Raw genomic sequence first — 13,680 nt, forward strand, 5'->3', positions numbered from 1 at the left:
CGCGCGACTCGCGAGGGGCGCGCGCGACCTTTGTCCGGCATTTGTATCTGTATCTGGACCGTGCCGCTATTCGGAGAGCCCTTCCCCATCAGGCCATCCTGCAGCTCCTGCACGGATTGTGGCCGATCCGTGGGATAGATTTGCAACGCCCAATCGATGCATTCCAGCAGGTAGCGGGAATATCGTCCCTCGCCTGCCTTTATCGCTGGAGTTACCGGATCCGCCTGATGGCGCAGCATGGTCTGATAGCGATTGATAGAAACTTCCGGGCGACGCGCGCAAATGCAATAGTACATGCTGGCACCAATGGCATACAGATCGGTCCAGGGTCCGGGCTTGCCCTTGTCCGGATATTGTTCGATGGGAGCAAAGCCGTGGGTCAGTGTAATTCGCTGGGCATGCTCACCACCGGAGATCGCCTGGCGCGCAGAACCGAAGTCGATCAACATCGGCGTATGGTCCGTACGAAGGTAAATGTTGTCCGGTTTGATATCGAGGTGCAGCATTCCCGCCTTGTGCACTTCACCTAGGCCATTGAGGACCGGAAGGAAGATGCGCAAGAGTTCCTTTTCGTCGAGACGCCTTCCGGGTTTGTGCTTCAGGTAGTGACTGAGACTTTCCCCATGCTCGTACTCCATGACCATGTACGCCGTGCCGTTCGCCTCCATGAAGCGAAGCACGCGCACGATGTTGGGATGCTTGAACTGGACCAGGTTGCGGGCCTCACGCAAGAACTCCTTCAGGCCCCACTGATAGTCACGAATGCCATTGGGTGCGTCCGGATTGGGCAACACACGCGTTTGTTCGATGCGGCCGGAAATATCCTGGGGAAGGTATTCCTTGATCGCGACCTCAGCCCCCAGCTTGTTGTCCCTGGCCAGATAGGTAACCCCGAAACCCCCGAACCCGAGCACCGACTCGATTACGTAGTCCGCGAGATGGTGACCCACCGGCAACGCGTCTTTGTGATAACCGCCCAAAGTAATAAGGACCTCAACCTGTGCGAATTCAAATTGCCCGCTTGTGGTTATGTTTTTCCGGGCTTTTTATGGACTAATAGTACTTATAGTCGTTTATAGTCGCGATTCGCAAGCGGGTCACCCTCCCCCCTTGCGCCGACGATTGTCCTTCCGGCCCGCGTAGGGATTGGCCCCGGCACGGCATTCGATCCGCACCGGCGTCCCCTCCAGCCGGAACTCCTTGCGGATGCAGTTGGCCAGATACCGCCGATAACTCTCCGGCAGGCGGTCTACCTGGGCCCCGTGGATGATGACCGTGGGCGGATTCCGGCCTCCCTGGTGGGCGAATTTTGGCTTGATGCGCCGACCATGTATCAGCGGCGGCGGCGTGGCCTGCACTGCGTTCTGCAACATGCGATTCAGTCGGGAGGTGGGCAGGGTTCTGCGAGCGGAGGCGAATGCGTGATCCACAGACGCGAACAGCGCACCAACACCAGTCCCGTGCAAGGCCGATATAAAATGACTGCGGACAAACCCGAGAAATGCAAACCGTCTTTGCAGTTCGCGCTCGGCCCATGCGCGCTGCTCCCGGTCCAGCTGATCGCTCTTGTTCAGCGCCAGCACCAGAGATCTCCCTTTCTCCAGAATAAAGCCGGCGAGACGCGCATCCTGCTCGCTCAGACCTTCTGCCGCATCGACCACGAGAATCACCACATTGGCCTCGTCAATCGCCTGCAAGGTTTTGATTATGGAGAACTTTTCTATGGTCTCGCGGACGTGCTTCCGGCGCCGCACCCCGGCGGTATCAATCAGCACATAGGATTTTCCCTGCCGCTCCAGCGGTACGCGTATGCTGTCACGCGTGGTTCCCGGTTCATCGAACACGAGAACACGTTCGGAACCCAGCAGGGCATTGACCAGGGTCGACTTGCCCACATTGGGACGTCCCGCGACGGCAATACAGGGAACATCGTCCGGTACTTCTTCTTCCTCGACTCGCGGAAGATCATGCAATACCGAAGCAATCAGACTGTCGACACCATCCCCGTGCTTTGCTGACACCGGGATCGGTTCACCCAGACCGAGCGCATGAAATTCGGATACAGCAGCCTCGACATCCAGGCCCTCGATCTTGTTGACGGCGAGGAAGACCGGCTTCCCGCTTCGGCGAAGATAGCTTGCAAGCTCCTGATCCGCAGGCGTCAATCCGCTACGCCCGTCGGCCAGCAATACAATCGCGTCCCCTTCTTCGACCGCCTGCCGTGTCTGGCTCCGCATATGCGCCTCAATCGACGCATCGCTATCGCCGCTGGCACCAAGATCTTCGGCCACTCCCCCGGTGTCCACCAGGAGGTAGGGTCGATCCCCCCGCCGCCCTTCCCCGAACTGTCGATCCCGCGTCAATCCCGGGATATCCGCCACCAGCGCATCGCGGGCCCGCGTCAGGCGGTTGAACAGGGTCGATTTCCCAACATTGGGCCGGCCCACGAGAACGATAACGGGTTTCATGATGGTACACGTGGCCTTCGGCCAGGGAAGTCTATTTCGACTTCAGTTTCAGGGCCGCCAGGCTTCCATCGCGGGTTCTGACATAGAGTACACCGGACGGTCCAGCGTTCACTGATTCGATTGAACCGGAACCAAGTTTCCACCGACCCACAAGGTCTCCGCTCCCGAGAGACAATACATGGATATATCCTTGTCCGTCCCCGACAACGATGTCATCGTCGACGATCGTCGGGGCACAGAGCTGCCGATTCATCAGTCCCTTCTGCGACCAGGCCTCCGCTCCCGAATCCGTCCTCAGCCCCCGAACCGTGTCATGTTCATCGACAACCACGAGGATGTCTCCGGAATCATCGAGGGGAAGAAAACTCGAGATGTTCTGTGACCATTGGAGATGGCCCGATCTGGCATCAATCGCAACCACGCTCCCCTGGTAGCTGCCGGCAAAAAGCTGGCCACCCGACACCAGCGGCGTACCATCCACGTCCACCAGGCGCTCCAGTTCCGTGCGACCCCGGGGCTCGGATACCACGAACCTGTGCAGCATCCGCCCGGATTTCAGATCAAGCAGGACAAGAGTTCCATTGGCGAAACCGCTTGCGACAATCCGGTTATCGATTATCACCGGATGGCTTGTCCCTCGCAGCGAGAGCGCCGGCACCGTCTGATGAAATCTCCATTTCTCGCTCCCTTCCGCCGCCGACAAACCGGTGACCGTGCCGTCGACCGCCTGCACGACCACGATACCCGCGGCCGCAACCGGTTTGGAAACAACTTCACTGCTGATGCTCTTTCGCCACCGGACCGCACCCGTCTTCTCCTCCAGAGCCGCTACGACCCCGCTGCTGCTCCCGACCAGGACCAGACCGTCGCCCAGTCCGGTAGCCCCGGAAAGAGGAAGAGAAAGCTTGGTTTCCCACAAGACCTTGCCGGTCGAAGCGTTCCACGCTCGCACCACGCCCTTGGCGTCGCCCGCGTATACGCGATCCGGTCCCAATGCCACGGTCATGCGGCTGAAGGGATCGGTGGCACGCGCTATGGGGGTCGACCAGAGCTTCTTGATTTCTACCGAAGCCTTGATCGGTTTGAGTGCCGTCGGCGGCTCGCGATTGCTCTTGCCAAGAGAGTTGCAGCCGGCCAGCAGCGTGGCGATTGCGACAAACCAGAAAACGCGTTTCACTTCTTCTCCCCGGCAGGCCCGACGTCGGCCAACTTCATTTGCAGCACGTCAGTGTACCGCCCGCCCCGATCCTCATTCAGGGCCTGCAGATACGCCTCACGCGCCTTGTCAATCTGTCCCTTGTCCTTGTAGATGTCGCCCAACATCTCGCTGTATTCCGACGCGAAGCCGCCCTTGTCCTTGATGCCCTGTACCAGCTTCAGGGCGTCGTCGTCTTTTCCTTTGGACATCAGCAAACGGGCAAGACGCAGTCTCGCTGCATGTTCTACCGAGGGGTCCCGGGCGTGCTCCAGCGCCCATCGCAGCTGCCGCTCCGCACTGGGCACGTCGCCCTTGTCGAAACTCGCCTTTGCAAGAAGCATCGCACTCAAGGCCGCGTAGGGAGTGGAAGCGTAGTTATTCATCACCTTCCCGCCCAACACCGCCGCCTGTTCCGGCTTTCCCTGGTTTAGCTCATAGATCACCTGGTCGTACAACGCGGAAGCCTCGGCAGCACGCTGCTGAATATGGTGCGTCCAGTAGCGGTAGCCAAAGAGACCACCGAGACCAATCACCGCGCCCAGAATCAGGGCGACGCCGTAGTTTTTCCACCATTCCTTAAGCTTTTGCAGCTCGTCGTCTTCGTGCAAATGTAGATCTTCCACCCGACCCTCTCTCCTAGCTCTTTTTCAGTTTGCCTGGCCCAGCCGATCCGCAAGCTCGGCACCAAGTCGTTCCAGGGGTATTGGCGCCTGTTCGCCGGTCGCGCGAAGATTCTTCAGCGAGATTTGCCCCGCCGCAAGTTCCTCGTCGCCAAGGATTCCGGCGAATCGGGCGCCACTCTTGTCCGCTTTCTTCATCTGGCTCTTCATGCTTCCCTCACCACAATGCATGAGCACGCGAATCCCTTTTTCACGCAGCTGCTCGCTAATCTTCAGGCCCTCCTGGCGGGCCTCGTCGCCCAGCAAAACCAGATAGACATCGACAATCGGCTCAGGTTCGCGGCCGGTCTGGCGTACGAGTTCGACGACCCGTTCCATACCCATGGCGAACCCGGCGGCAGCAGTGGGCTTGCCGCCAAGCTGTTCCACCAGTCCATCGTAGCGCCCGCCGGCACAGATCGTCCCCTGGGCACCCAGATGGGTCGTAACCCACTCGAAGACCGTACGCGTATAGTAGTCCAGCCCACGAACCAGTCTCGGGTTGACGGTAAATTTGACGCCGGCATGGTCAAGCCGTGCCTGCAGTTCCTCGAAGTGGCTACGAGACTCGGGGCCGAGGTGGTCCAGCAGACTGGGGGCGCCGGCAACGATCTTCTGGACGTCGGGATTCTTGCTGTCCAGTACACGCAGGGGGTTGTGCTGAAGGCGATTCCGGCTGTCGTCGTCCAGGTCCTTTTGATGCTCCTCCAGATACGCAACCAGTTCCACGCGATAGCGGTTGCGGGCGTCCAATGTCCCCAGGGAATTGATCTGAAGTTCAAGGCCCGAAATACGCAGTTTTTTCCAAAGACGGGCCGTCAACAGGATCAACTCGGCATCGATATCGGGCCCCTCCATGCCAAAGGTCTCGGCACCGATCTGGTAAAACTGTCGATAGCGGCCCTTCTGTGGACGTTCGTGCCGAAACATGGGACCCGAATACCACAAGCGGTGAACCTGGTTGTGCAACATCCCGTTCTGAATCGCCGCCCGTACACAACCGGCCGTACCTTCGGGACGAAGCGTAAGACTGTCGCCGTTTCGATCATCGAAGGTATACATCTCCTTTTCGACGATATCGGTGACTTCACCGATCGAGCGACGAAACAGCTCCGTTCGCTCCAGTTCCGGAAGACGGATCTCGAGATAACCGTAGCTTTCCAGCACGCCGCGGGCGATCTGTTCCACCCATTGCCAGTGAACAAGCTCATCCGGCAAAAGGTCATTCATGCCACGAATGGCCTGGATCGTCGTGCTCACGAGTAATCCCTCAACCGGTTTGCTTTATGGGGATGACTTTCTTGTCGCCGGTTCCTCGACGATCCCGGATGTAGGTACGTACCGCGCGCTCCAGCTCGTCAACCAGATCCTCATCGCTGACCTTGTGATCGGTCTTGCCGTCGATGAACAGCATGTTCGGCTCGCCGCCGGTAAGACCAATGCTGGCCTGCTTTGCTTCGCCGGGGCCGTTCACCACGCAACCGATGACTGCGACATCGATGGACTCCTGGATATCCTCGAGCCTGGCCTCCAGTTCGTTCACGGTCGCGATCACATTGAAGCGCTGTCGTGAACAGGAAGGACAGGCGATAATATTCACTCCCCGGCTGCGGATTCCGAGGCTCTTCAGGATGTCGAATCCAACCTTCACTTCCTCCACCGGGTCGGCGGCCAAAGACACGCGCAGGGTATCGCCAATCCCGTCGGCCAACAGCATTCCCAGCCCGATGGCCGATTTTACGGTACCGGATCGCAGCCCGCCTGCCTCCGTGATCCCCAGATGAAAGGGATTGTCGACCTGCGTCGCCAGCTTCCGATAGGCGGCAACCGTCATATACACCTCGGATGCCTTCAGACTGATCTTGAACTCCTGGAAATCGAGCCGGTCCAGGATATCGATGTGACGCATCGCCGATTCCACAAGGGCGTCGGGCGTCGGTTCCCCGTATTTTTTCTGCAGGTCCTTCTCCAGCGACCCGGCGTTCACCCCGATGCGGATGGGAATGCCGCGGTCGCGGGCCGCGTCCACCACGGCACGTACCCGATCCTCCCGGCCAATATTGCCCGGATTGATGCGCAGACAGTCCGTACCAAGTTCGGCTACGCGCAGGGCGATGCGGTAGTCGAAATGAATGTCACTCACCAGGGGAACGGTGACCCGTTTGCGGATCTGCCCAAAGGCCTCCGCCGCCTCCAGGGTCGGGACCGACACGCGAACGATGTCCGCGCCGGCCGCCTGCAGCGCCTCCTGTTCGTCATGCTCTGCACGGTGATGGGCGCATCGCCGCCGATGGCCACGTTCCCCACGTGGATCTGGCGCGATCTTCGTCGTTGAATCGGATACGGGTGCATGCCTAGTTCGTCGTTGTCTCGCCGGTGCTGCGTGAACCCAGGGTGAAACGGGCCGTGGGGCCATTTCGATGGGATTGGAGATCCACCGGCTTGCCGTCGAAGCTCAGGCTGACCCCATCGACATTGCCTACGAATACCTGAAATGGCGGATCCCCTTCCAGGGAAATCGTTCGACCCGCGGCGACCGTCTCATACAGGAGTCGATTGTTTCCACCATCCCGAACATCCAGCCAAGATGGCGCCGTGGTCTCGATGATCAGGCGCGAGTGATTGCCGTCTGCAGCCGCCGGTGCCGGTTTTGGACGCTCGACCGTGACCGGGGGCGGCGCCGGGCTGACGGTCCGGGGAGGGGCGGGGGTTTCGACCGGGGTCGATGGCGCGCTCTGTGGACTTGCCGCTTCTGTCGTCGTGGCGGCTGTCGCTGGCTGCCCGGTTGTGGCTGGAGCCGAATCTGCTTCCGTGGGCGTTGTGGCATCCGCTGGCTCGATCGCGGTTTCCGTCACTGCCGGTTTCGGTGCAAGCGATACCGCGGGCGCAAGGGCGGGAGTGGCTTCGTCATTACTCACCTCCACGGGCGCCGGCTTGCTTCCCTTGCCAAACCACCATACTACTGCCAGTCCCACAATGAGCACGGCAATCGCATAGGTCGCCACCCGCACGATACTGTCGCGGCTCGTCACCTGCCGCTCGGTCACCAGGTTGCTGTAGGTCGTGGTCTTCCAGGCTCCGGTCGCCGACTCAAAGGCCTTGAGTATCGGGGCTGCATCAATGTTCAGCAGCTGGCAATAGCTGCGGAGATACCCGCGTACATAGGTCGCCCCCGGAAGGCGATCAAAGTCATTGTTCTCAAGCGCTTCGATCTGGCTGATGGACAGGTGCAGAATCTGTGCGACATTGTCCGGCTCCAACCCCAGCTTGACCCTCGTCGCGCGCAGCGTTTCTCCGGGCCCATTCATTGCCTTGTCACCATTTGCAGAATTCATTGTCACTTCGTTCATTGTCGTCTATTGGGTTGGCACCCGCGCCGCTTCTCGCGACTTGGGATACTTTGATCTCAGCCAGCGGGCGTATTTGCTGGCGCCGGCGCGATTGCCCATCGCGATCTCGACCCGGTAGGCGAGATAGAGACTGTCCGAACTGGTGACCCCGGTCGCGAACAGTCGGCTAAGAAACTCCCGCGCCGTGAGGGTGCGGCCGCTATGGAAGGCAAGCTTGGACAATTCAAAAAGTGCGCTTGGGTAGTTTGCATCGATCTTCAAAGCTTTGCGCAAATAGGTTTCCGCCCGCAGCTTGTCGCCCTTCAGTGCCAGGCATCGGCCGGCGTTCGCCAGTGCCTTGGCCCGATCCTTGTACAGCGGGTTTGCCGCCGCGCGGTCAAAGAACTCGATCGACTGGTCATAGTGCTTTTGATCGCACAAAAAAGCGCCGTAGTTGTTGAGAGCCTCGGCGTTGTCCGACTGATAGCGGATGGCGCGACGAAAATACCTGTCGGCCTTGTCCAGTTCACCCAGGCGCCAGTACAGCAATCCGTTGATGTGATTGGCTTGCGAATTATGGGAATCCAGTGCAATGGCCTTGTCGGCCTTCTCCTTGGCAAAATTCAGTTTGCCCTCGTTCAAATAGATACCCGCCATGGCCACATCCGTATTGATGAGGCGCTCGGTGGCGCTTTCCGTCACCACGTCGTCGCTGGGCGAATGCGATGCACAACCCGCCAGGGCGAGACCGGCAAAAACAACACCAAGAATTCCTGAGACATATTTCTGGTTCATTTTACCCCGTTGGCGATATCCGCAAGTTGACGCCCCGAACGGCGTGTTCGATCCAGTACCTGTCCGGCAAGTTGTCCGCACGCGGCGTCGATCTCGTCGCCCCGCGTCTTGCGCGTGACCGTAATGATTCCGGACTGCATCAACATGTCCCGGAACCGGTCAATGGTTTGCCGGGATGACCGCGCATATCCGCTGTCCGGGAACGGGTTGAACGGGATCAGATTCACCTTGGCCGGAACCCCCTGCAGCACGTGGATCAGTTCCCGCGCGTGCGCCGGGGTATCGTTTACTCCTTCGAGCATTACATATTCGAAGGTCACCCGCCTTCGGGCATCACCGGCGACATACCGTTTACAGGCATCGAGCAGCGGCGCAATCGGGTACTTGCGGTTGAGAGGCACCAGCCGGTTCCGCAGGCTATCGTTTGGTGCATGCAGGGATACGGCCAGGCTCACGGGTAGCTCTTCCCGCAGTCGATCAATTCCGGGGACGACCCCGGCAGTACTGAGCGTCACGCGCCGACGCGACAGGCCGTAGGCAAGGTCCTCCACCATCAGGCCCATGGCGGACAGAACATTATCAAAATTCAGCAGTGGCTCGCCCATGCCCATCATGACCACATTCGTGATCATCCGATCGCCTTCGGGGATCTGGCCCAGGGCGCGATGGGCAACAAAGAGTTGTCCGATGATCTCGTCGGCTTCCAGGTTGCGATTGAAACCCTGACGCGCCGTCGAACAAAACGTGCAGTTCAGCATGCATCCGACCTGCGACGAAACACACAAGGTACCCCGGTCCGCTTCCGGAATGAAAACGGTTTCCACGCACTGACCGTCCTGCAGTCGCAGCAACCACTTTCGCGTACCGTCGTCGGCCGTGCGATCCGACACGATCTCGGGCGGCCGTACCTCGGCAACCGCCTGCAGGCGGGCGCGCAGATCCTTGCTCAGGTTGGTCATGGACTCAAAGTCCACTACGCCACGCTGGTGAATCCACTGCACCAGTTGGTCCGCACGAAAAGGCTTTTCCCCCAGCTCGCCCACGAACCCGCGCATTGCCTCACGCCCCAGGCCCAGCAGGTTTGTCATCGGTTCTGTGCTCAAACTGTCCTCAGCGCGTACGCGGGCAAATTTCGTCACCGGAGAAAAAGAATGCGATCTCCGCCTTCGCTGTGTCGGGGCCGTCGGATCCGTGAACGGCATTTTCATCCACGGTACGGGCAAAATCGGCCCGGATCGTACCCGGTTCGGCCCTGGCCGGATCCGTTGCCCCCATCAACTCGCGATTCCGGGCAATGGCGTTTTCCCCTTCCAGGACCTGCACCATAACCGGACCGGAGGTCATGAACGCGACCAGATCATTATAAAAGGGCCGTTCGCGGTGCACGGCATAGAACTCCCCGGCCTGTTCGGCGCTGAGGTGAAGCATGCGCGCGGCCACGATCTGCAGACCGCCCCGCTCGAATCGGTCGCAGATCGCGCCAATCCGGTTGGCGGCTACGGCATCAGGCTTAATGATGGACAAGGTGCGTTCCACGGCCATGACCTGCTCCGGTCGGACGGATTGGGGGACACCGTTGGAAACCATGAATTTTCCGGGTGTACGCGGCGGGATAGTGTAGCGTTTGAAGACCGGCGAAACAATCGACCCCGCCTGCCGACAGCGGACCGGTGATCCCGGGGCGAATGGCGGACTAGTCCGCCGCCTCTTCCATCCATGCCATCTGTATGGCCTCGAGGATCTTCTCTCCCGAGTGCTCCGGATCGTCGTCAAAGTCATCCAGCTCCACGACCCATTCACGCAAATCGGTGAATCGCACGGCCATCGGATCCACATCGGGATATTTTTCGCTGAGCTCGATCGCGATTTCGCGACTGTCCGACCATTTCAGTCCCATTGGCAGCTCCTAGTGGTTTTCCGACACCATATTAATAGTGTATTTGGGGATCTCGACCACGAGATCCTCGTCGCCAAGCCGGGCCTGGCAGCTGAGCCGGGATTCCGGCTCCAGCCCCCAGGCCTTGTCCAGCATATCCTCTTCATTGTCGTCCGCCTCGCCCAGACTATCGAAGCCCTCGCGGATGATGACGTGGCAGGTGGTACAGGCGCAGGACTTCTCGCACGCGTGTTCAATCTCAATGCCATTAGCCAGGGCAATATCGCAGATACTCTGTCCGGGGTCGGCTTCCACCGTCATCCCTTCGGGACAAATTTCGGGGTGTGGCATGAATGTGATCTTGGGCACGGCTGCAGTCGCTCAATCCGGGGAAACAAAGTCTTCGGGTTTGTGTCCGGTCAGGGCCCGCTTCATGCCTGCGTCCATACGGCGGGCGGCAAAGTCCTGTGTCACGCGGTCGGTTTCGGCGATGGCCTTCTTGATTGCAGCGACATCATCACCCTTCCGCGCCTGTTGCAGCGCCTCCAGGGACGCCAGGATTTCCTTGCGTTCCTCCGCGCTCAGGAGCGCTTCTCCATCGGCATCCACTGCCGCCTGCACTCCTTCATGCAGACGGTCCGCTTCCACCTGTTGCTCACGCAACATGCGCGCGTCGACATCCTCCCGGGCATGGTCAATGGATTCGCGCAGCATGCGCTCGATCTCGCCATCGGACAGACCATAGGAAGGCTTGACCTCGATGTGGGCCTCGATCCCGCTGGTCTGCTCGCGGGCGGATACGCCCAACAGGCCGTCGGCATCCACCTGGAAAGTCACGCGAATGCGCGCGGCGCCAGCCGCCATGGGCGGGATTCCCCTCAGTTCGAAGCGGGCCAGGGAACGACAATCACTGACCATCTCCCGTTCACCCTGGACCACGTGAATCGCCAAGGCCGTCTGCCCGTCCTTGAACGTCGTGAAATCCTGGGCCTTGGCGACGGGGATCGGGGAATTGCGCGGGATGATCTTCTCGGTCATTCCGCCCATGATTTCGATGCCGAGGGACAAGGGGGTAACATCGAGCAGCAGCATGTCGCTGTCGGGCTTGTTTCCGGCAAGGACATCTGCCTGCAGGGCAGCGCCGACGGCGACAACCCGATCCGGATCGATGTTGGCCAATGGCTCACGACCGAAATAGGCGGCAACGCGCTCCCGCACCCGGCGCACCCGGGTAGATCCGCCCACCAGTACCACCCCGTCAATGTCCGCAGGCTTGAGCCGCGAATCGCGCAGAACCCGTTTGCACGGAGCAAGGGTCCGGTCGATCAGGGGATCGATCAGGACATTCATCTGCTTCTGATCGAGAACGCCTGTCCACTCGCCGTCGGTCGGCAGCGTGATGCGAACCTCGACCTCGTCCGCGTTTGTCAGGGCTTCCTTGGCGCGGGTCGCCTCGCGCAACAATTGCCGGACCAGACCACGATTGGCACCGGGTTCGATTCCGGCCTGGCGCATCATCCAGTCGGCGATGGCATGGTCCATATCGTCACCACCCAGGGCCGAATCCCCGGCCGTCGCCAGGACCTCGAACACACCTCGATGGAGACGCAAAAGGGAGATATCGAAGGTTCCGCCACCCAGATCGTAGACCGCATATACGCCTTCCGGGTTCTGGTCCAGGCCATAGGCCACGGCAGCCGCCGTTGGCTCGCTCAAAAGCCGAAACACATGCAGACCGGCGAGGCGGGCCGCATCCTTCGTCGCCTGGCGCTGCGCATCGTCGAAATAGGCCGGCACCGTGACGACCGCACCCGCGAGTTCTCCGCCCAGCGTCTCCTCGGCCCGGTTCTTGAGGCTTTTCAGTATTTCCGCCGATACCTCCACCGGACTGCGATCGCCCGCGGCCGTGCGAATTCGCGGCATGCCCGATTCGCCTTCAACAAAATCGTAGGGCAAGCCGGTACCAAGGTGGCGCAGGTCGTCCAGGCCGCGTCCCATGAGTCGCTTGACCGAGACGATCGTATTGCTGGGGTCCTCCAGAGCCGCGGCGCGTGCCAAGGCACCCACCGTCGGCTCCGCGCCACCGTGATAGCGGACGACAGAAGGCAGCAGGTGCCCGCCGTCGGCGTCGGGCAGGGTATCGACAACGCCACTGCGCACCGTCGCGACCAGGGAATTCGTCGTCCCCAGATCGATCCCCACCGCCAGTTTATGCTCGTGAGGGGAAGTGCTCTGTCCGGGTTCGCTGATCTGCAATAGCGCCATGAATCGCTCCGTTTGCCTCACCCGTTCAGGGAAGCAATTCGTCCTCCAGTTGTTCGATCTCGTCCAAAAGCTTCTTGAGAAACTGCAGTTCGCGCGTCAGCGCCAGGGCCCGCTGGAGTGAGTCCGCATCGCCGTCCGCGAGGGCAGCGCGCAGTTGTTCCAGGCGCTGCTCGCGCGCACGCCCAACCTCCTCCGCCAGTTGTTCCAGTCGCGCGGCCGGATCGCTGTCGTCACGCGCCTCGTCCAGGGCCTCGCGCAGGGACATTTGCTCCATCAGAAATTCCGGATCCATGCGCGTATCGGTTTCGGAATCTTCAACGCCCCGCAGCCGCAACAGGTAGCGCCCGCGCCGCAGGGGATCCTTCAGGGTCTGGTAGGCCTCGTTCACATGGGCTGTCATCTGCACCGAAAGACGTCGTTGCGCTTCCGCGGCAGCGGCATGACGGTCCGGGTGAAGTTGCGACTGGAGTTCCCGATACAGCCCGGCGAGTTGGGCCAGATCGACATCGAAGGTTTCGGGAAGACCGAACACTTCAAAGAAATTCTTTTCCAGGCCGGATTGCATGGACTCGGGTCGCGACGCCTGGCGGAGGGACTAGACGGTGAAGCTTTCGCCGCAGCCGCAGGTGTCCTTGACGTTGGGGTTTTCGAAGCGGAATCCCTCGTTCAGGCCTTCCTTGCCGTAGTCGAGTTCCGTACCATCCAGGTACACCAGACTCTTTGGATCGACAATGACTTTGATGCCCTGCGATTCGAAAACCTGGTCTTCCGGCGAGATTTCGTCGGCGAACTCCAGCACATAGGCCATGCCGGAGCATCCGGTGGTCTTTACACCCAGGCGCAGACCCACTCCCTTACCGCGCTTGTCGATAAAGGAACGAACCCGCTCGGCCGCCGTTTCTGTCAATGTGATTGCCATGATCCCGATCCGAATTCCAAAGGCTAGCCGGTCGCCTTGGCCTGACCTGTCTCGTGCTTCCCCTGATAATCCTCAATGGCCGCCTTGATGGCGTCCTCGGCCAGGACCGAACAGTGGATCTTCACCGGGGGCAGGGCCAGCTCCTCGGCGATGTCGGTGTTCTTGATGGCC

Annotated in this window: 15 protein-coding genes and 1 pseudogene; all 16 read right to left on the bottom strand. The window is 60.3% G+C overall.

The window, feature by feature from the left end:
- The coding region (locus tag P8X48_11410) for a serine/threonine-protein kinase (protein ID MEJ2107911.1) at positions 1-980 on the bottom strand (980 nt) is incomplete at its 3' end.
- 117 nt (positions 981-1,097) lie between these two features.
- Positions 1,098-2,468, bottom strand: a complete 1,371-nt coding sequence (gene der / locus P8X48_11415; protein ID MEJ2107912.1) for a ribosome biogenesis GTPase Der — start codon at positions 2,466-2,468, stop codon at positions 1,098-1,100.
- 31 nt (positions 2,469-2,499) lie between these two features.
- Positions 2,500-3,645, bottom strand: coding sequence for an outer membrane protein assembly factor BamB (gene bamB / locus P8X48_11420; protein ID MEJ2107913.1), 1,146 nt, complete (start codon positions 3,643-3,645; stop codon positions 2,500-2,502).
- On the bottom strand, positions 3,642-4,289 hold the full coding sequence (locus P8X48_11425) for a tetratricopeptide repeat protein (GenBank protein ID MEJ2107914.1): 648 nt from the start codon (positions 4,287-4,289) through the stop codon (positions 3,642-3,644). The genes bamB and P8X48_11425 overlap by 4 nt, the downstream gene beginning before the upstream one ends.
- Positions 4,290-4,313: 24 nt before the next feature.
- Positions 4,314-5,585, bottom strand: a complete 1,272-nt coding sequence (hisS, locus tag P8X48_11430; protein MEJ2107915.1) for a histidine--tRNA ligase — start codon at positions 5,583-5,585, stop codon at positions 4,314-4,316.
- Between the two features lie 10 nt (positions 5,586-5,595).
- Positions 5,596-6,677 (bottom strand): annotated as a pseudogene (gene ispG / locus P8X48_11435) (flavodoxin-dependent (E)-4-hydroxy-3-methylbut-2-enyl-diphosphate synthase).
- Between the two features lie 2 nt (positions 6,678-6,679).
- The gene (locus P8X48_11440) at positions 6,680-7,660 is read right to left on the bottom strand and encodes a DUF4115 domain-containing protein (protein MEJ2107916.1); all 981 of its coding nucleotides are present in this window, start codon (positions 7,658-7,660) and stop codon (positions 6,680-6,682) included.
- Positions 7,661-7,681: 21 nt separating this feature from the next.
- Positions 7,682-8,449, bottom strand: coding sequence for a type IV pilus biogenesis/stability protein PilW (gene pilW, locus P8X48_11445; protein MEJ2107917.1), 768 nt, complete (start codon positions 8,447-8,449; stop codon positions 7,682-7,684).
- Positions 8,446-9,552, bottom strand: coding sequence for a 23S rRNA (adenine(2503)-C(2))-methyltransferase RlmN (gene rlmN, locus P8X48_11450; protein ID MEJ2107918.1), 1,107 nt, complete (start codon positions 9,550-9,552; stop codon positions 8,446-8,448). Before rlmN ends, pilW begins: the two co-directional genes overlap by 4 nt.
- A 7-nt stretch (positions 9,553-9,559) precedes the next feature.
- The gene (gene ndk, locus P8X48_11455; GenBank protein ID MEJ2107919.1) at positions 9,560-9,991 is read right to left on the bottom strand and encodes a nucleoside-diphosphate kinase; all 432 of its coding nucleotides are present in this window, start codon (positions 9,989-9,991) and stop codon (positions 9,560-9,562) included.
- A gap of 151 nt (positions 9,992-10,142) precedes the next feature.
- A complete protein-coding gene (iscX, locus tag P8X48_11460; protein MEJ2107920.1) occupies positions 10,143-10,346 on the bottom strand; it encodes a Fe-S cluster assembly protein IscX in 204 nt (67 codons plus the stop codon).
- 9 nt (positions 10,347-10,355) lie between these two features.
- A complete protein-coding gene (gene fdx, locus P8X48_11465; GenBank protein MEJ2107921.1) occupies positions 10,356-10,694 on the bottom strand; it encodes an ISC system 2Fe-2S type ferredoxin in 339 nt (112 codons plus the stop codon).
- A 12-nt stretch (positions 10,695-10,706) separates the two neighbouring features.
- Complete coding sequence (hscA, locus tag P8X48_11470) at positions 10,707-12,590, bottom strand: Fe-S protein assembly chaperone HscA (protein ID MEJ2107922.1); 1,884 nt, start codon at positions 12,588-12,590, stop codon at positions 10,707-10,709.
- Positions 12,591-12,615: 25 nt separating this feature from the next.
- Positions 12,616-13,155: a Fe-S protein assembly co-chaperone HscB gene (hscB, locus tag P8X48_11475; protein ID MEJ2107923.1), complete on the bottom strand. Its 540-nt coding sequence runs from the start codon at positions 13,153-13,155 to the stop codon at positions 12,616-12,618.
- Between the two features lie 30 nt (positions 13,156-13,185).
- Positions 13,186-13,509, bottom strand: coding sequence for an iron-sulfur cluster assembly protein IscA (iscA, locus tag P8X48_11480; protein MEJ2107924.1), 324 nt, complete (start codon positions 13,507-13,509; stop codon positions 13,186-13,188).
- A gap of 23 nt (positions 13,510-13,532) precedes the next feature.
- Positions 13,533-13,680 (bottom strand): iron-sulfur cluster assembly scaffold protein (locus tag P8X48_11485; GenBank protein ID MEJ2107925.1); only part of this gene is annotated, 148 nt, incomplete at its 5' end.

The sequence above is a fragment of the Acidiferrobacteraceae bacterium genome, from assembly GCA_037388825.1.
Taxonomy (GTDB): Bacteria; Pseudomonadota; Gammaproteobacteria; order Acidiferrobacterales; family JAJDNE01; genus JARRJV01.

Bases quoted from the DNA above. Each gene is read 5' to 3' on its own strand.
- iscA (MEJ2107924.1), bottom strand. From the start codon at position 13,509: ATGGCAATCACATTGACAGAAACGGCGGCCGAGCGGGTTCGTTCCTTT.
- pilW (MEJ2107917.1), bottom strand. From the start codon at position 8,449: ATGAACCAGAAATATGTCTCAGGAATTCTTGGTGTTGTTTTTGCCGGT.
- P8X48_11440 (MEJ2107916.1), bottom strand. From the start codon at position 7,660: ATGAATTCTGCAAATGGTGACAAGGCAATGAATGGGCCCGGAGAAACG.
- ndk (MEJ2107919.1), bottom strand. From the start codon at position 9,991: ATGGCCGTGGAACGCACCTTGTCCATCATTAAGCCTGATGCCGTAGCC.
- hscA (MEJ2107922.1), bottom strand. From the start codon at position 12,590: ATGGCGCTATTGCAGATCAGCGAACCCGGACAGAGCACTTCCCCTCAC.
- hscB (MEJ2107923.1), bottom strand. From the start codon at position 13,155: ATGCAATCCGGCCTGGAAAAGAATTTCTTTGAAGTGTTCGGTCTTCCC.
- der (MEJ2107912.1), bottom strand. From the start codon at position 2,468: ATGAAACCCGTTATCGTTCTCGTGGGCCGGCCCAATGTTGGGAAATCG.
- iscX (MEJ2107920.1), bottom strand. From the start codon at position 10,346: ATGGGACTGAAATGGTCGGACAGTCGCGAAATCGCGATCGAGCTCAGC.